The organism is Acidovorax sp. GW821-FHT11A03 (assembly GCF_058809075.1).
This window is the reverse complement of sequence record NZ_JBXASG010000001.1, coordinates 226,385-242,005: the sequence shown is the minus strand read 5'-3', so window position 1 is coordinate 242,005 and position 15,621 is coordinate 226,385. Positions and strand designations below refer to the sequence as shown.

Annotated in this window: 17 protein-coding genes; 6 read left to right on the top strand and 11 right to left on the bottom strand. The window is 68.0% G+C overall.

Features of this window, described 5'->3' with window-relative positions; all coding sequences use genetic code 11:
* Positions 1 to 119: 119 nt before the first annotated feature.
* The 6 genes from AC1RVY_RS01140 to asd all read left to right on the top strand — a co-directional run bounded on the left by AC1RVY_RS01140 (position 120) and on the right by asd (position 5,109).
* Positions 120 to 761 carry a LysE family translocator gene (locus tag AC1RVY_RS01140; RefSeq protein WP_218294748.1) on the top strand — a complete coding sequence of 214 codons (642 nt, stop codon included), beginning with the start codon at positions 120 to 122 and terminating at the stop codon, positions 759 to 761.
* A gap of 18 nt (positions 762 to 779) precedes the next feature.
* Positions 780 to 1,643, top strand: coding sequence for a branched-chain amino acid ABC transporter permease (locus AC1RVY_RS01135; protein ID WP_492804942.1), 864 nt, complete (start codon positions 780 to 782; stop codon positions 1,641 to 1,643).
* 64 nt (positions 1,644 to 1,707) lie between these two features.
* Complete coding sequence (locus AC1RVY_RS01130) at positions 1,708 to 2,712, top strand: branched-chain amino acid ABC transporter permease (RefSeq protein WP_492804941.1); 1,005 nt, start codon at positions 1,708 to 1,710, stop codon at positions 2,710 to 2,712.
* Positions 2,702 to 3,478, top strand: coding sequence for an ABC transporter ATP-binding protein (locus AC1RVY_RS01125; protein ID WP_492804940.1), 777 nt, complete (start codon positions 2,702 to 2,704; stop codon positions 3,476 to 3,478). Before AC1RVY_RS01130 ends, AC1RVY_RS01125 begins: the two co-directional genes overlap by 11 nt.
* Before the next feature lies 1 nt (position 3,479).
* Entirely contained in the window at positions 3,480 to 4,193 is a 714-nt protein-coding gene (locus AC1RVY_RS01120) for an ABC transporter ATP-binding protein (protein ID WP_369642642.1), read from the top strand.
* A gap of 64 nt (positions 4,194 to 4,257) precedes the next feature.
* Positions 4,258 to 5,109, top strand: a complete 852-nt coding sequence (gene asd, locus AC1RVY_RS01115) for an archaetidylserine decarboxylase (RefSeq protein ID WP_218294743.1) — start codon at positions 4,258 to 4,260, stop codon at positions 5,107 to 5,109.
* A 39-nt stretch (positions 5,110 to 5,148) separates the two neighbouring features.
* Here the strand turns inward: asd and AC1RVY_RS01110 are convergent, their stop codons facing one another.
* The 11 genes from AC1RVY_RS01110 to hutU form a co-directional block, all read right to left on the bottom strand.
* Entirely contained in the window at positions 5,149 to 5,358 is a 210-nt protein-coding gene (locus AC1RVY_RS01110; protein WP_218294742.1) for a hypothetical protein, read from the bottom strand.
* A 194-nt stretch (positions 5,359 to 5,552) separates the two neighbouring features.
* On the bottom strand, positions 5,553 to 6,374 hold the full coding sequence (hutG, locus tag AC1RVY_RS01105; protein WP_369642644.1) for an N-formylglutamate deformylase: 822 nt from the start codon (positions 6,372 to 6,374) through the stop codon (positions 5,553 to 5,555).
* Between the two features lie 30 nt (positions 6,375 to 6,404).
* Positions 6,405 to 7,802, bottom strand: a complete 1,398-nt coding sequence (locus AC1RVY_RS01100; RefSeq protein WP_492804938.1) for a formimidoylglutamate deiminase — start codon at positions 7,800 to 7,802, stop codon at positions 6,405 to 6,407.
* Complete coding sequence (gene hutI / locus AC1RVY_RS01095; protein ID WP_492805366.1) at positions 7,792 to 9,090, bottom strand: imidazolonepropionase; 1,299 nt, start codon at positions 9,088 to 9,090, stop codon at positions 7,792 to 7,794. Before hutI ends, AC1RVY_RS01100 begins: the two co-directional genes overlap by 11 nt.
* Before the next feature lie 90 nt (positions 9,091 to 9,180).
* Positions 9,181 to 9,798 carry a HutD/Ves family protein gene (locus tag AC1RVY_RS01090; RefSeq protein WP_492804937.1) on the bottom strand — a complete coding sequence of 206 codons (618 nt, stop codon included), beginning with the start codon at positions 9,796 to 9,798 and terminating at the stop codon, positions 9,181 to 9,183.
* A 17-nt stretch (positions 9,799 to 9,815) separates the two neighbouring features.
* The gene (locus AC1RVY_RS01085; protein WP_492245383.1) at positions 9,816 to 10,685 is read right to left on the bottom strand and encodes a phytanoyl-CoA dioxygenase family protein; all 870 of its coding nucleotides are present in this window, start codon (positions 10,683 to 10,685) and stop codon (positions 9,816 to 9,818) included.
* Between the two features lie 54 nt (positions 10,686 to 10,739).
* A complete protein-coding gene (locus AC1RVY_RS01080; protein ID WP_255591477.1) occupies positions 10,740 to 11,534 on the bottom strand; it encodes an amino acid ABC transporter ATP-binding protein in 795 nt (264 codons plus the stop codon).
* Positions 11,531 to 12,199 carry an amino acid ABC transporter permease gene (locus AC1RVY_RS01075; RefSeq protein WP_218341088.1) on the bottom strand — a complete coding sequence of 223 codons (669 nt, stop codon included), beginning with the start codon at positions 12,197 to 12,199 and terminating at the stop codon, positions 11,531 to 11,533. Before AC1RVY_RS01075 ends, AC1RVY_RS01080 begins: the two co-directional genes overlap by 4 nt.
* Before the next feature lie 26 nt (positions 12,200 to 12,225).
* Positions 12,226 to 12,975, bottom strand: coding sequence for a transporter substrate-binding domain-containing protein (locus AC1RVY_RS01070; RefSeq protein ID WP_218341087.1), 750 nt, complete (start codon positions 12,973 to 12,975; stop codon positions 12,226 to 12,228).
* A gap of 31 nt (positions 12,976 to 13,006) precedes the next feature.
* A complete protein-coding gene (locus AC1RVY_RS01065; protein WP_369642648.1) occupies positions 13,007 to 13,753 on the bottom strand; it encodes an IclR family transcriptional regulator in 747 nt (248 codons plus the stop codon).
* Positions 13,754 to 13,862: 109 nt separating this feature from the next.
* Complete coding sequence (hutU, locus tag AC1RVY_RS01060; RefSeq protein ID WP_492804934.1) at positions 13,863 to 15,587, bottom strand: urocanate hydratase; 1,725 nt, start codon at positions 15,585 to 15,587, stop codon at positions 13,863 to 13,865.
* Between the last annotated feature and the right edge of the window lie 34 nt (positions 15,588 to 15,621).

The window sequence follows — 15,621 nt, the reverse complement described above, 5'->3', positions numbered from 1 at the left end:
GCCCCGCCTTCCGTGGCGGCAACCCGCGACTTTGACACAATGCACCAAGGGGCTGCCCGGAGGCAGGCCCGTCTGCCGTGCGCCCGGACTTTGCGGCCACCTTCCTCGAACCTCTTTCCATGTCGCTCAGTACCTACCTGCTTTACCTCGCCGCAGTGGCCCTGCTGGTCCTGTCCCCCGGACCGACGATGCTCATGTGCATGACCAGTTCCCTGCAGCACGGCCCGCGCAAGGCCCTGGCCGCGGCGGCAGGCAGCGTGACAGCGGTTCTGGGCACGATGCTGCTGTCCGCCCTGGGGCTGGGGGCGCTGCTGGCGGCCTCCGAAACCGCATTCTGGGTGCTCAAGGCCGCGGGCGCGGCCTACCTGATCTGGCTTGGCATCAAGACGTTCCGCAGCCAGACCACGGTGTTCGACCACATGCCCGCGAAGGGCGACCAGTCCAAGGCCACGGCCTTCGCGCGCAAGCTCTACGTCCAGGGGTTGATCGTGGGCGGCAGCAACCCCAAGGCGTTGCTGTTCTTCACCGCGTTCTTTCCCCAGTTTCTGGATCCGGCAGCGGCGTGGGCGCCACAGTTCGCCGTGCTGGCAAGCACCTTTGTGGCCTTTGAATTCACGGTGCTCACGCTGTGCGCCCTGGGCGTGGCGCGCCTGGCACCGGTGCTGCGTTCAGGCACCCGCATGCGCTGGTTCAACCGCGTCTCGGGCGGCCTGTTCACGTTGATGGGCACGCTCCTGCTGGCCACGCGCCGCGCCGCCTGACCCTTGCGCCGGCACGCCATGGACTTCGCCACTTTCCTGATCCAGCTGCTCAACAGCGTGCAGTACGGGCTGCTGCTGTTCATGCTGGCGGCGGGCCTCACCTTGATCTTCGGGATCATGGGCGTGGTGAACCTCGCGCACGGAAGCTTCTACATGCTGGGGGCCTACCTGGGCTATTCGCTGTCGGGCTACTTCGGCAGCCTCACGCTCGCCATCCTTGGCGGCACGGTGCTGGCCGTGGTCTTTGGCCTGGCCCTGGAGTGGCTGCTGTTTCGCCACTTCTACCACCGCGACCACCTGGACCAGGTGCTGCTCACCTTCGGCCTCATCTACATCTTCGAGGAACTGCGCTCCATCCTCTGGGGCGACGACGTGCATGGCGTGGCGATTCCGCCGGTGCTGGAATGGTCCATCCCGCTCACCGACACCCTTTCCTACCCCGTGTACCGGCTCTTCATTTCCGGGGTCTGCATCGCGCTGGCGCTGGCCCTGTACCTGCTGATCTCCAGGACCCGGCTGGGCATGAAGATCCGCGCCGGCGCGTTCAACCGCGACATGGCCGAATCGCTGGGCGTGAACATCAAGCTCATCCATGCCATCGTGTTCGCCCTCGGCGTGGGGCTGGCCGCCGTCGCGGGCATGGTGGCCGCGCCGGTGTCCAGCGTCTATCCCAACATGGGCTCCTCGGTGCTCATCATGTGCTTCGTGGTGGTGGTGATCGGCGGCATCGGTTCCGTGCGCGGCGCACTCATCGCGGCGCTGCTGATGGGCTTTGTCGATACGTTCGGCAAGGTGCTCTTGCCCTCCATGGCCGGGATGCTGGTCTATATGCTGATGGCGGCCGTGCTGCTGTGGAAACCTGAAGGTCTTTTCAAGCAATGATGCCCCCCACGTTCATCACTTCGTGTATTTCGCTGCCCGCCCCGGGGCGGCCCGGCGGCAGCGCATGAGCACGCCCCGCGCCAACATCGAGGTGCTGCCGCACAGCGTGCAACTCGCCCTGGCACTGGGGCTGGCTGCGCTGCTGCTGTTCCCGGTCGTCGGCAGCGACTTCTACGTGCAGATGGTCACGCGCATGATGATCATGGCAATCTTCGCCATGAGCCTGGACCTGCTGCAGGGCGTGACCGGCCTGGTCTCGCTGGGCCATGCCGCCTACTTTGGCGTGGCGGGCTACGCGCTCGCGTTCCTCACGCCCGCCGACATGCCGGTGAGCCTGTGGTGGTCGCTGCCGCTGGCCGTGGCCGGCGCGGGGCTGGTGGCGCTGTTCATCGGCTTTTTCGTGGTGCGCACGCACGGCATCTACTTCATCATGGTCACCATGGCGTTCGCGCAGATGGTGTTCTATCTGTTCTTCGACAACAAGGTCCTGGGCGGCTCGGATGGCCTGTACATCAACTTCCGGCCCGACGCCTCCATCTTCGGCTGGCTGCCGTTCGACCTGGAAGGCCGCAAGACCTTCTACTACTTCACCCTCGCCCTGGTGGTCATCGTCTATGCGCTGCTGCGCCGCCTGCTCTGGAGTCCGCTGGGCCGCGCGCTTTCGGGCATCCGCATCAACGAGCACCGCATGCGCGCCATGGGCTTTGGCACGCGCGGCTACAAGCTCACCGCCTTCACCGTGGCGGGTGCGCTCGCGGGGCTGGCGGGCTACCTGTGGGGCGCGCAGACGGGCTATGTGAACCCGGAGCTGATGGGCTTTCACATGAGTGCCCACGCCATCATGATGATCATCCTGGGCGGCATGGGCAACTTCGCGGGCGCCATCGTGGGCGCCTTCGCGTTCGAGTACCTGCTGCACGTGTTCAAGGACATCACCAAGCACTGGCAGCTGCTGATGGGCAGCTTCATCGTGCTGGTGGTGGTGGCCGCGCCGCGCGGGCTGCTGGGCATGCTGGGGCAGCGCCGGGCCGCCAGGGCGCAGGAGGAGGGTCCGCACCATGGCCGATGAAACCCTGCTCTCGGCCCGCCAGCTCACCAAGCGGTTCGGCGGCCTGGCCGCCGTCAACGGAGTGTCGCTGGACCTGTGGCGTGGCCGCATCCATGCCGTGATCGGCCCCAACGGCGCGGGCAAGTCCACGCTGACCAACCTGCTCTCGGGCGACCTGGCGCCCACCTCCGGGATGGTGCAGCTTGGCGGCACCGAGGTGACCGGGTGGGCCCCCGAGCGCATCTCGCGCCAGGGCCTGGGCCGCAGCTACCAGAAGACCAACATCTTCTTGCCGCTCACGGTGCACGAAAACGTGCGCCTGGCCGCCCAGTCGCGCGATGCGCAGCAGCCCTGGAATCCGCTGCGCTGGTGGCAGGACACGCGCGCCAACACTATCAAAAACAAAGCTACCCACGCACGCCTGGAAAGCGCCATCGAGCTTTCTGGCTTGAAGGACAGGCGCATGGCGATTGCAGGCGCCATGAGCCACGGCGAGCAGCGCCAGCTCGAAATCGCGATGACCCTGGCCACCGAACCGCGGGTGCTGCTGCTCGACGAGCCCCTGGCCGGCATGGGCGTGGCCGAGGCCGAACGCATGGTCGAGCTGCTGCAGCGCCTCAAGCCCGCCCACGCCATCATGCTGGTGGAGCACGACATGGATGCCGTGTTCGCGCTGGCCGACCACCTTACCGTGATGGTCAACGGCGAAGTCATCGCCCACGGAACGCCCCCCGAGGTGCGCGCCGATGCCACGGTGCAAGCCGCCTACCTGGGGGAGGATCACTGACATGGCGACTCCCTGGATTGATGCGCGCGGCATCCACACCTTCTATGGTCCCAGCCACATCCTGCACGGCGTGGACTTCACCGTCGGCCAGGGCGAGACCATCGGCCTCATGGGCCGCAACGGCATGGGCAAGAGCACGCTGCTCAAGTCGCTGATGGGCCTGGTCAAGCCCCGCTCCGGCTCGGTGACCGTCGCGGGCCGCGACATGACCGGCCGCCCGCCCTTCGAAGTGTCGCGCCTGGGCGTGGCCTACGTGCCCGAGGGGCGCGGCATCTTCGGCAACCTCAGCGTGGTCGAGAACCTGCAGATGGCCGCGCGCGCGGGAACCCGGGGCCAGCGGGACTGGACCTACGAACGCGTGCTGGAGACCTTCCCGCGCCTGAAGGAGCGCCTGGGCCACGGCGGCCAGCAGCTCAGCGGCGGCGAGCAGCAGATGCTGACCATCGGCCGGGCGCTCATGACCAACCCCGACGTGCTCATTCTCGACGAGGCCACGGAAGGCCTGGCGCCGCTCATCGCGCGCGAGATCTGGCGCATCTGCAGCCTCATCAAGGACAGCGGCATCAGCAGCGTGATCGTGGACAAGAACTGGAAACACGTCACGCAGATCACCGACCGCAACGTCATCCTGGTCAAGGGCCAGGTGGTGTTCGAGGGCAGCTCCGACGCCCTGCATGCGCAGCCGCAGCTGCTGGAGCAGTACCTGGGGGTATGAAGCCCCGGTGGCGGCAGCCCGCGCCGATAGAATCATCCGCTTTCCTCCTGAAGGGGCCCCACCCGTGTCTGATCGCCTGGCAGTCCTGCCGCAATACCTCATGCCCAAGCAGGCCCTGACCACCCTGGCCGGCAAATTTGCGTCGGCCCGGCTGGGTGGCCTCACGACCTCGGTGATCCGCCGCTTCGTGGCCCGCTACAACGTCAACATGGCCGAGGCGGCCAACCCTGACATCGCCAGCTACGCATCGTTCAACGACTTCTTCACGCGTGCGTTGAAGCCTGGTGCCCGCCCGCTGGCGCAGGCCGATCTGGTCTGCCCCGTGGACGGAGCCATCAGCCAGTTCGGCCCCATCGCCAAGGACCAGATCTTCCAGGCCAAGGGCCACACCTACTCCACCACCGCGCTGGTGGGCGGCGATGCCGCCGCCGCGGCGCGGTTTGACAACGGCCACTTCGCCACGCTGTACCTGAGCCCGCGCGACTACCACCGCATCCACATGCCCTGCGCGGGCGAGCTCACGCGCATGGTGCATGTGCCGGGCGACCTGTTTTCGGTGAACCCCACCACGGCGCGCGGCGTGCCCGGGCTGTTTGCCCGCAACGAGCGTGTGGTGTGCTTCTTTGAATCGGCGCAGGGGCCGTTCGTGCTGGTGCTGGTGGGGGCCACCATCGTCGGCAGCATGGCCACGGTATGGCATGGGCAGGTGAATCCACCGCGTCCGGGCACGCCGCGCCAATGGGACTATGCCCAGGGACAGGTGAGCCTGCGGCAGGGCGAGGAAATGGGGCGCTTCCTGCTGGGTTCGACCGTGGTGATGCTGTTTCCCCAGGGCCCGCTGCAGTTCAACCCGCAGTGGGCGCCCGCCCGGCCCATCCAGCTGGGCGAGGCGATGGCGCAGTTCGGCGCACGCTGAGGTTCGTCAGCCCACGGTGGCGGCGCGCCGGGCGCCGCGTCAGAACCGGTCGGGAACGCGCGTGAGGTGGAAGGCCGTGGGCTCCACCCGAAGGGCATCGGGGTGCACCGGCGCATCGTGCCCCACCAGGTAGATCATCATCGCGTTGCGGCGCACCACCACGTGGCTGACCGTCTCGCGCTGCTGTCCCCATTGCACGGAGGCTCCGGGCTTGAAAAGGGGCATGTAGTAGTAGGCCGCTGGATCCATGAGGGGGTGCGGCTCCTTCCGCATTGGCTGACCGGGCACAGGGTGGTGAAAACAGGGGGCGCCCGCCGGGCGATTCCGAACCATCGCTGCAGCCATACTAGCACCGAACCCCCGCCACCCTGGCCCATGCCGCTACAAGAATTCGAGCAGAGGGGCACACCGCCGCACCGTTGGGGGCCCTGCGGACCCGTGGATCAGCGCGGAGCCTGGCGCGCGTGCGCGAATGCCAGCGCGGCCCGCAGCATGCGTTCGAGGTGCGGCTGCACGCGCTGCGCCACGTCGGGCAGGTAGTCGAACGGCAAGGATTCCTGCATGTAGCTGCACTGCGTCATCTCCAGCTGCACGGCATGCACGCCCTGCCCCGGCTGGCCATAGTGGCGCGTGATGTGCCCCCCCTTGAAGCGGCCGTTGAGCACCGCCGTGTAGCCGCCCGCAGCCTCCGCGATGGCCAGCAGCTCCCGGGCCAGTGCGGGATCGCAACTTTCGCCGTTGGCCGTGCCCAGGTTCAGGTCCGGCAGCTTGCCTTCGAAGAAGCGCGGGAGCACCGAGCGGATCGAATGCGCGTCCCACAGCACGGCCACGCCATGCCGGGCGTGGATGCGATCGAGCTCGGCGCGCAGTTGCGCGTGGTACGGCGCCCAGACGGCATCGCGGCGCGCGGCGACTTCGGCTTCGCCCGGCACATCGCCCTGGGCGTAGATGGGCGTGTCGTCAAAGGTATCGACCGGGCACAGGCCGGTGACGCTCTGGCCGGGGTAGAGGCTCGCGCCGTCGGGCGGACGGTTCAGGTCCACCACGTAGCGCGAGTGCGTGGCCACCAGGATGGAAGCGCCCATGTCGCGCGCAAAACCGTACAGCCGGTCCATGTGCCAGTCGGTATCGGGCACCTGGCGGGCCTCTTCGGTAAACCGCGCGGCCAGCGCGGGCGGCACGTAGGTTCCCGCGTGGGGCATGGAGATCAGCAGCGGCTGGGTGCCTTGGTGAAAGACAAACGGAGGTGGTGCGGTATCGGTCATGGTGGGTTCAGAAATAAAACAAAGACAGCCTCAATCCGGCGCGATGGTGGCCGACCGGGCTGCCACAAAGGCCCGGGCCGCCGATTCGTGGAGTACATGCCGGCCTCCGGACACGCGGCGTACGCCCGCCACCCAGAGGCTGCCGATGGCCGAGGTCCGGTGGCTGCCAAACACATGGGCCGAGAGCATGCTGTGCGCAGGCAGATCGCGCAGCGCCACATGCTGCGCGTCCAGCGCCACCATGTCGGCCTGCTGGCCCACCGCGATGCCGCCAACGGCCCGCCCCGCAGCCTGCGCCCCGCCAGCCACGGCCTGCAAGGTCATGGCGGTTGCGACCTCGGGCTGCGCGGCGGAGGCCAGCACATTGCGCTGCCGGCGTGACAGGCGCTGGCTGTACTCCAGCATCAACAGCTCTTCGGCCGCATTCACACAGGCATGGCTGTCCGAGCCCACGCCCCAGCGCCCACCCTGCTGCAGCCACAGCGGCATGTCGAAGATGCCGTCGCCCAGGTTGGCTTCGGTGGTGGGGCAGATGCCAGCGACGGCGCGGCTGCGCGCGGCGCCGGCGTATTCATCGGGCGTCATGTGGGTGGCGTGCACCAGGCACCAGCGTTCGTCCACCGGGGCGTGGTCGAGCAGCCACCGCACGGGGCGCTGGCCGCTCCAGGCGATGCAGTCGTCCACCTCCTGCGTCTGCTCGGCGATGTGGATGTGGATGGGTGCGTGGGGATCGAGGGCGGCGAGGCCCTGCACGGCGGCGGTCAGGCTCTCGGGCGGCACGGCACGCAGCGAGTGCGGGGCCAGGCCCAGAACGGCCCCCTGCGCCCGTGCAGCGGGCGCCAGGCGCTCCAACAAAGAGAGCATATTGCCGGTGCTGCGGATGAAGCGCGCCTGGTCGGCCCGTGGTGGCTTGGCGCCAAAGCCGCTGGTCTGGTAGAGCACCGGCAGCAGCGTGATGCCCATGCCCGCGTTGCGGGCGGCGCGCAGCAGGGCCAGCGACAGCGTGGCGTCGTCGGCATAGGGTGTGCCACCCTGGTCGTGGTGCACGTAGTGGAACTCGCACACCGAGGTGTAGCCCGCCTCCAGCATCTCCACATACAGCCAGGTGGCGATGGCCTCCAGCGATTCGGGCGTGATGCGGGCGGCAAAGCGGTACATGAGGTTGCGCCAGCTCCAGAAGCTGTCCTGGCTTTCTGCCCGGTACTCGGTGAGCCCGGCAAACGCGCGCTGGAAGGCGTGCGAATGCAGGTTGGGCATGCCGGGGATCACCGGGCCAGCAGCCACCGGCGTGCCTGCTGGCACCGCAGCATCGGCGGCCACGCCGGTGATGCGCCCTGCCCCATCCCACTGCACCAGCACATTGCGCGCCCAGCCGGTGGGCAGCAGCGCATCGGCCGCAAAAAGGCTGTGTGAAGCGTCAAGCGCCATGGCGGGCCCCCTGCTGTGTTTGGATGCCCATGCCATCGGCCACCACCTGCCCCTGCCGCACGACGGTGCAAGCGGGCTTGTGGCCGTACCAATAGGCCAGCTCGGCCGCCTCGCCCAGCGGCCACAGCACAAAATTGGCCGGCCTGCCTGATGCGATCAGGCCGTGGGAATCTTGCAAGCCCAGCGCGCGCGCGGCGTGTGTGGTGATGCCGGCCAGGGCCTCGGGCACCGTCAGGCGGAACAGCGTGCACGCCATGTTGGCCATGAGCAGCAGGCTGAGCGCGGGCGAGGTGCCGGGGTTGTGGTCGGTGGACACCGCCATGGGCACGCCGGCCTCGCGCAGCTGCGCAATGGGCGGCAGGTGCGTGTCGCGCAGCGTGTAGTAGGCACCCGGCAGCAGCACGGCCACGGTGCCCGCGACCTTCATGGCGGCGATGCCGTCCTGCGACAGGTGTTCGATGTGGTCGCACGACAGCGCGCCGTAGCGCGCGGCCAGGGCCGCGCCGCCCATGTCCGAGAGCTGCTCGGCATGCAGCTTGACCGGGATGCCCAGCCTTTGCGCGGCCTGGAACACCTGCTCGGTCTCGGCCAGCGTGAAGGCGATGCGTTCGCAGAACACATCCACCGCATCCACCAGGCCTTCTGCCGCCAGCGCGGGCAGCATCTCGTTGCAGACGAGGTCGGTGTAGTCCTGGCTGCGCCCTGCGTATTCGGGCGGCAGCGCGTGCGCGCCCAGAAAGGTGGTGCGCACCGTCACGCCGAATGCCTCGCCCAGGCGGCGGGCCACGCGCAGCTGCTTGCGCTCGTGCGCGAGGGCCAGCCCATAGCCGGACTTGATCTCGATGGCGCACACGCCCTCGTCCAGCAGGGCCGAGAGGCGCGGAGCGGCCAGGGCAAAGAGCTCGTCTTCCGACGCCCCGCGCGTGGCCTTCACCGACGACACGATGCCGCCACCCGCCCTGGCCACTTCTTCGTACGTGGCACCCGCCAGCCGCATCGCGAACTCGTTGGCGCGCTGGCCGCCGTAGACCAGGTGGGTGTGGCAGTCTACGAGACCGGGCGTGGCCAGCGCGCCCTGCCCATCCCAGCGGCGCAGGGGATGGAAGGCCGGCGGCAGGTGCGCCTCGGGCCCGATCCAGGCCATGCGGCCGTCCTGCACCACCACGCAGGTGGGTTCGCCCTCGGGCACGGGCACATCGGCCGCCACGAGTCCGGCCACGGGCTTCAGATTCACCCACACGCCCTCGGCGCTCTCGCCGGCAGGGCCACCGGGCCGCGCCTGTTGCATCTGCTTGTCTGCCGGAAGGTTCATGGTATCAATTGCTATGCAAACAATAGCTTCCAGCGCTTATTCAGCAAGCGCCAGAGGCCATTTTTATCAAAGTTCTGTGCTGGAACCACGCTCCAGCGCGATCCAGGCCAGCGCCGGCGCATCCGCCGCACTGCCGCCATGGGCGGGCTCCAGGCGCCCCTGCAAGGCAGCACCCTCCTGCACCCACCAGAAGCCCTGCCCTGCGTGCAGCACGCGGGGCTCGCCGCCCTGCTCTCCCGGCACCCATCGCCAGCCACCCTGCAGCACCATGCACAGGCCGGCGTGCACGCCCGCGGGCGCCCGCGCCTCGCCTGCCACCTGCAGGGCGCCGTGCCAGGCGCCCCGGCGCAGCATGAGGTTGAAGTCCTTCGAGGTGCCGCCCAGCATGGCGCCATCCACGGCGTCGTCCCCCGGGAAGGCGAACGGCTGCCAGCGCTGGTCCAGCCCGTGCTCCCAGCCCGGGCCGCGCAGGTGCAGGCCGTCGCCTCCCAGCAGCATGATCTGGCGGTCGATGCCCGGAAAGACCGAGAACGGGCCGGGCCGGTCGACCGTGGCCAGGCTGACCCGCCACTCGAAGGCGTTCATGTCCGCTCCCGGCGGCCAGCAGGCGAGTTCCTGCGTGCTGCCGCCGCCATTCTTCCAGGGCGTGGCGGGGGTGGCGGCAAGGTCAAAGAAGACTGGCATCCCCATCGGTGCCCCGCTCATCGCGCACCCTCCCCGGCCTGCACCGCTTCGGCCACCAGCAGCGGAAACAGCGGGTGGTCCATCTCGGCTCCGGCGGGCAGCACGTCGGTCAGGCCCGCAAACTCGGGCGAGGTCTTCCAGGGCCGGGGGGCGTGGCGGATGTCGTCGCCCAGAAAGCGCACCGAAAACACGCGCCGGCGGTTCACGCCCTCCACCCCGCCCGCGGCGTGCAGGGTGAGCATGTGAAAGCACACCACATCGCCGGGCTCGATCTCCCAGCCGACGATGGGGAAAGCCTCGCGGCGGGCCTCGACATCGGGCAGGTCCTGCAGGCTGCCTTCAGGGAACCACTTGGCCTGGTTGTCCATGAAGGTGCGCGGCATGAGCCAGGGCCCCTTGTGCGAACCGGCCACGAATTCAAGCGTGGCCGCGCGCGACACCGGATCGACCGGAATCCACATGCTGATGTTCTGCAGGCCTTCGATGTTGTAGTACGGCTGGTCCTGATGCCACGGAGTGCGCTGGCGCGTGCCGGGCTCCTTCACCAGCACATGGTCGTGGTACAGCCGCACGGTGCGCGACCGCATGAGGCGCTGCGCGGCCAGGGCCAGCGGCGTCTCGCGCACGAAACGGCCGAACTGCGGGATGTCCTGCCAGTTGCAGAAGTCCTCGAAGAAACGGCCCGGGTCGTCGGGGCGGCTGGCCACCTTGGCGCGCGGGCTGGGCGCGGCCAGGTTGGCGTCGATGCCTTCGCGCAGCAACGCCACCTCCCCGGGCGTGAGCAACTGCTTGATGCACAGCGCGCCGTCGCGGTCGAAGCGGGCAATGTCGTCCTGGGTCAGGCGCTCTTGCAGGCGCTGCTGCATCACGGGTGAAAGCGGGGACATCGGGGTTTCCTCCTCTGGGGTTGACGGCAACCGTGCACAGCGCCGCGCAGCGCCTCAGGCGCGGGTGAGCACGGCCTGCAGGAAGGAGCGCGTGCGCTCCTGCGTGGGGTTGGTGAAGATGGTGGCGGGGGCGCCGGCCTCGATGATGCCACCGCCGTCCATGACGACGACCACGTCGCCCACCTCGCGCGCGAAGTCCATCTCGTGGGTGACGACCATCATGGTCATGCCTTCGCTGGCCAGCAGCTTCATGACCTGCAGCACCTCGCCCACCAGCTCCGGATCGAGCGCCGAGGTGGGTTCGTCGAACAGCATCACGCGCGGCTCCATGGCCAGTGCACGGGCAATGGCCACACGCTGCTTTTGCCCGCCGGACAGGCTGGCGGGCATGGCCGACGCCTTGTGCGCCAGCCCCACCTTGGCCAGCAGGGCCTGGGCACGCTCGTCGGCCTCCTTGCGCGAGAGGCCGCGCAGCTTGCGTGGGCCCAGCGTCACGTTGTCGAGCACCGACAGGTGCGGGAACAGGTTGAACGACTGGAACACCATGCCGACCTCCTCGCGCAGCGCGTTGAGGTCATGGTCGGGCAGCATGCGGCCGTCCTGCACCAGCGTGCGGCCGCAGATCTCGACCGTGCCGCCCTCGGGCTGCTCCAGGCCGTTGCAGCAGCGCAGGAAGGTGCTCTTGCCCGAGCCGCTGGGCCCGATGACCACCACAACCTGCGATGGGAACACGTCGAAGTCGATGCCACTGAGCACCACATGGCTGCCAAACGACTTGCGCAGGCTGCGAATGCGCACGATGGGCTCGGAAGCCGGGTTCGCGCCGGTCACTGCAGACGTTGTCTTCATTGCACCATCCCTCCGGCGCGCAGGCGCAGTTCCATGCGGCGCAGCACCAGCGTGGTGGCCCCGGTCAGAATGAAATACACCACCGCGATCGCCAGGTACACCTCCAGCGAACGGTACGACACGCTGATGATCTTCTGCCCCTCGTGCATCAGGTCGTGGATGGTGAGCAGCGACACCAGCGCCGAGTTCTTGATCAGCGCGATGAACTCATTGCCCAGCGGAGGAATCATGCGCACCACCGCCTGCGGCAGCACCACGGTGCGCATGGCCAGGCCCGAGGACATGCCGATGGAGCGCGCCGCCTCCATCTGCCCCTTGTCGATGGACTGGATGGCGCCGCGCACCACCTCGGACACATAGGCGCCCGAGTAGATGCCCAGGCCGATCACGCCACACACGAAAGCAGGCAGCAGGATGCCGAACTGCGGCAGGCCAAAGAACAGGATGAACAGCTGCACCAGCAGCGGCGTGCCGCGGATCGCGGCCACGTAGGCGGTGCACAGGGCGTAGACCACGCGGCGCCTGGGGTTCAGGCGGCCAATGCCCACCAGCAGGCCCATGACGCAGCCCAGCAGCAGCGAGGCGGCCGTGATTTCCACGGTGACCAGCGCGCCCGCCAGCAACTGGGGCAGCCCGGCCCAGACAGGAGAAAAATCGAGTTCCATGGTTCAGTCCGGCAACGGTCCGTGGCTTACTTGGCAGCGCTGTTGCTGAACCACTTCTTGACGATGGCCGCATAGGTACCGTCGGCCTTGAGCCTGGTGATGGCGCCGTTGACGGCCTTCGTCAGCTCGGGCGTGTCCTTGCGCAGGGCCATGCCGTATTCCTCGGTGGTGAGCTGCTCATCGAGCACACGCAGACCCGGGCGGGTGCGCACGTACTGGAACGCGGCGGGCTTGCCGGTCACGGCGGCATCGGCCCGGCCGATGTCCACCAGGTTGAACATCTCCTGGTTCTTCTCGACCTCGACGCGCTGCACCTTGGGGAATTTTTCGGTCAGGTATGCCACCGACTTGGTGCCCACCTGCACGCTGACTTTCTTGCCGTCCAGGTCGGCCAGCTTGTGGATGGTCTTGTTGTCGGCCTTCACCATCACCACCAGGCCGCCGGCGTAGTAGGAGTCGGTGAAGTCCACCACCTTCTTGCGCTCGTCGGTGATGTAGATGGCCGATACCGCCATGTCGAAGCGCTTGGAGATCAGGCCGGGAATCAGGCCCTTGAAGTCGATGTCCACCCATTCGACCTGCTTGCCCATGGCCTTGGCGATCGCTTCCACCAGCTCGACGTCAAAGCCCGTACGTTTGCCATTCTCGACGAACTCCATGGGCGGGAACGTGGCATCGGTGCCCACACGCAGGACGTTGTCCTGGGCCTGCGCACCCGTGGTGCAAAAGGCGGCGGCGGCCAGGCTGGCCAGAAGAAGGTTGCGACGAAGGTTCATGGGGAAAGCTCCTGGGGAGGGGTGAGGGAAATCAGGGAGAAGTGAGCTGGCGGGAGATGCGCGCGGCGGCGATGACGGCCATGCCGGTGAGCGCGGCCTCCTGCCCCTGGGCTCGCAAGATCGGGGCCATCAGGGTGATGGCCCCCGCGGCCTGCCGGGGAGAGCCGAACACGGGCACGCTGACACCCCAGACACCGGCATCCACCTCGCCGGAGCTGACGGCGTAGCCCGCCTTGGCAATGCCTTCCAGCTCGGCCAGCGCCGCCTGGCGCTCGGGGGTGCCCGCGCCGTAGTGCAGGTCCAGAATGGCATTGCGCGTGGCCGGGGCCACATGGGCCAGCAGGCACTTGGCGGAGGCGCCGGCGCGCAGCGGCACGCTGCGCCCCTTTTCGAACGAGCAGCGCAGGGCCTGCGTGCTGTCCACCATGTCCAGGCATACCACGCTGTCGTTGACGGCCACCACCAGCCCCACGCTTTCGTGGGACTGCCGGGCCAGGGCCTGCATGTCCGGCCGTGCGTGGTGCACCAGGTGCGACGCCATGTCAAAGCCCAGGGCCAGTTGCAGGCTCAGCGGCCCGGGCGCGTAGTGCCCGCTGCTCTCCAGCACGAAGCCCCACAGCTTGAGCCGCGCGAGCTGCCGGTACAGCGTGCTGCGCGCCAGGCCCGTGGCCTCCATCAGCTCGGCGGCCGACATGGGTTGGCCATGCTGCGCCAGCACCGCCAGCACGTGCAGAACACGGTCGGCGGCGGCAACGGAGGTCGGTCCACGGGTGGGCATGGACTCAGTATCAAAGGATTGCAGCGGCATTCAAACCCAACATTCCCACCGAATGGGAATGCCGTTCCCTTTTTTCACATCCCTGTCACACCTCCTTGCCGACGCTGTTTCACTTCACCATGGGCAGCTTCAGGCCCTGCTTCTTCGCCGTTTCCACGGCCAGTTCGTAGCCTGCGTCGGCATGGCGCATCACGCCGCTGCCGCAGTCATTGACCAGCACGCGCGCCAGGCGCTCGGCCGCCGCATCGGTGCCATCGGCCACGATGACCATGCCCGAGTGCTGCGAGTAGCCCATGCCCACGCCGCCGCCGTGGTGCAGGCTGACCCAGGTGGCGCCGCCCGAGGTATTGAGCAAGGCGTTAAGCAGCGGCCAGTCGCTCACGGCGTCCGTGCCATCCTTCATGCCTTCGGTCTCGCGGTTGGGACTGGCCACGCTGCCGGTATCGAGGTGGTCACGGCCGATCACGATGGGCGCCTTCAGCTCACCGCTCTTCACCATCTCGTTGAAGGCCAGGCCCGCGATGTGGCGCTCGCCCAGGCCCAGCCAGCAGATGCGCGCGGGCAGGCCCTGGAAGGCGATGCGCTCGCCCGCCATGTCGAGCCAGCGGTGCACGTGCTTGTTCTCAGGGAACAGCTCCTTGATCTTGGCGTCGGTCTTGCGGATGTCTTCCGGGTCACCCGACAGCGCCACCCAGCGGAACGGGCCCTTGCCTTCGCAGAACAGGGGGCGGATATAGGCGGGCACAAAGCCGGGAAAGTCGAAGGCGTCCTTCACGCCTTCGTCAAACGCCACCTGGCGAATGTTGTTGCCGTAGTCCACCACCGGGATGCCCATGTGCTGGAAGTCGAGCATGGCCTGCACATGCACGGCGCAGGACTTGGCAGCGGCCTTCTTCAGCACCTCGTGCTGCGTCACATCCTGCTGCGCGACGCGCCACTGGGCCACCGTCCAACCTGCGGGCAAGTAGCCGTTGACGAGGTCGTGGGCGGAGGTCTGGTCGGTGACGAGGTCGGGCTTCAACCCACCCGCCTGGGCGCGCTTCACCAGTTCAGGCAGCACGTCGGCCGCATTGCCCAGCAGAGCGATGGAGATGGCCTCCCCGGCCGCCGTGTGCTGCTGAATGAGCTCGATGGCGTGGTCGATGTCGCGCGCCTGCTTGTCCACATAGCGCGTGCGCAGGCGAAAGTCGATGCTGCTTTGCTGGCATTCGATGTTGAGCGACACCGCGCCCGCGAAGGTGGCGGCCAGCGGCTGCGCGCCGCCCATGCCGCCCAGGCCCGCGGTCAGGATCCACTTGCCCTCGAGCGAGCCGCCATAGTGCTTGCGGCCGGCTTCGGCAAAGGTCTCGTACGTGCCCTGCACGATGCCTTGCGTGCCGATGTAGATCCAGCTGCCGGCGGTCATCTGGCCGTACATGAACAGGCCCTTCTGGTCCAGCTCGCTGAAGTGCTCCCAGTTGGCCCACTTGGGGACCAGGTTGGAGTTGGCCAGCAGCACGCGGGGTGCGTTGGCATGGGTCTTGAACACGCCCACCGGCTTGCCGGACTGGATGAGCAGGGTTTCGTCGTCGTTCAGGTCCTTGAGCGAGGCGAGGATCTGGTCATAGCACTCCCAGTTGCGCGCGGCGCGGCCGATGCCGCCGTACACCACCAGGTCCTGCGGGCGCTCGGCGACTTCGGCGTCCAGGTTGTTCTGGATCATGCGGTAGGCGGCTTCGGTGAGCCAGCTCTTGCAGGTGAGCTGGCTGCCGCGCGGCGCGCGGATCACGCGGCTGGCGTCGTGGCGGGGATCGGTGTTGGAAGCGGCTGCAATGATGGCGTCGTTGGCGTTCATGGTGGGCTCCTGTGAATGGGTGGCGTGGCAAAGA

Bases quoted from the DNA above. Each gene is read 5' to 3' on its own strand.
- hutU (WP_492804934.1), bottom strand. From the start codon at position 15,587: ATGAACGCCAACGACGCCATCATTGCAGCCGCTTCCAACACCGATCCC.
- AC1RVY_RS01090 (WP_492804937.1), bottom strand. From the start codon at position 9,798: ATGCCAGTCTTCTTTGACCTTGCCGCCACCCCCGCCACGCCCTGGAAG.
- AC1RVY_RS01125 (WP_492804940.1), top strand. From the start codon at position 2,702: ATGGCCGATGAAACCCTGCTCTCGGCCCGCCAGCTCACCAAGCGGTTC.
- hutI (WP_492805366.1), bottom strand. From the start codon at position 9,090: ATGCAACAGGCGCGGCCCGGTGGCCCTGCCGGCGAGAGCGCCGAGGGC.
- AC1RVY_RS01070 (WP_218341087.1), bottom strand. From the start codon at position 12,975: ATGAACCTTCGTCGCAACCTTCTTCTGGCCAGCCTGGCCGCCGCCGCC.
- AC1RVY_RS01100 (WP_492804938.1), bottom strand. From the start codon at position 7,802: ATGGCGCTTGACGCTTCACACAGCCTTTTTGCGGCCGATGCGCTGCTG.
- hutG (WP_369642644.1), bottom strand. From the start codon at position 6,374: ATGACCGATACCGCACCACCTCCGTTTGTCTTTCACCAAGGCACCCAG.
- AC1RVY_RS01075 (WP_218341088.1), bottom strand. From the start codon at position 12,199: ATGGAACTCGATTTTTCTCCTGTCTGGGCCGGGCTGCCCCAGTTGCTG.
- AC1RVY_RS01085 (WP_492245383.1), bottom strand. From the start codon at position 10,685: ATGTCCCCGCTTTCACCCGTGATGCAGCAGCGCCTGCAAGAGCGCCTG.
- AC1RVY_RS01120 (WP_369642642.1), top strand. From the start codon at position 3,480: ATGGCGACTCCCTGGATTGATGCGCGCGGCATCCACACCTTCTATGGT.
- AC1RVY_RS01140 (WP_218294748.1), top strand. From the start codon at position 120: ATGTCGCTCAGTACCTACCTGCTTTACCTCGCCGCAGTGGCCCTGCTG.
- AC1RVY_RS01110 (WP_218294742.1), bottom strand. From the start codon at position 5,358: ATGGATCCAGCGGCCTACTACTACATGCCCCTTTTCAAGCCCGGAGCC.
- AC1RVY_RS01065 (WP_369642648.1), bottom strand. From the start codon at position 13,753: ATGCCCACCCGTGGACCGACCTCCGTTGCCGCCGCCGACCGTGTTCTG.
- AC1RVY_RS01080 (WP_255591477.1), bottom strand. From the start codon at position 11,534: ATGAAGACAACGTCTGCAGTGACCGGCGCGAACCCGGCTTCCGAGCCC.
- AC1RVY_RS01130 (WP_492804941.1), top strand. From the start codon at position 1,708: ATGAGCACGCCCCGCGCCAACATCGAGGTGCTGCCGCACAGCGTGCAA.
- AC1RVY_RS01135 (WP_492804942.1), top strand. From the start codon at position 780: ATGGACTTCGCCACTTTCCTGATCCAGCTGCTCAACAGCGTGCAGTAC.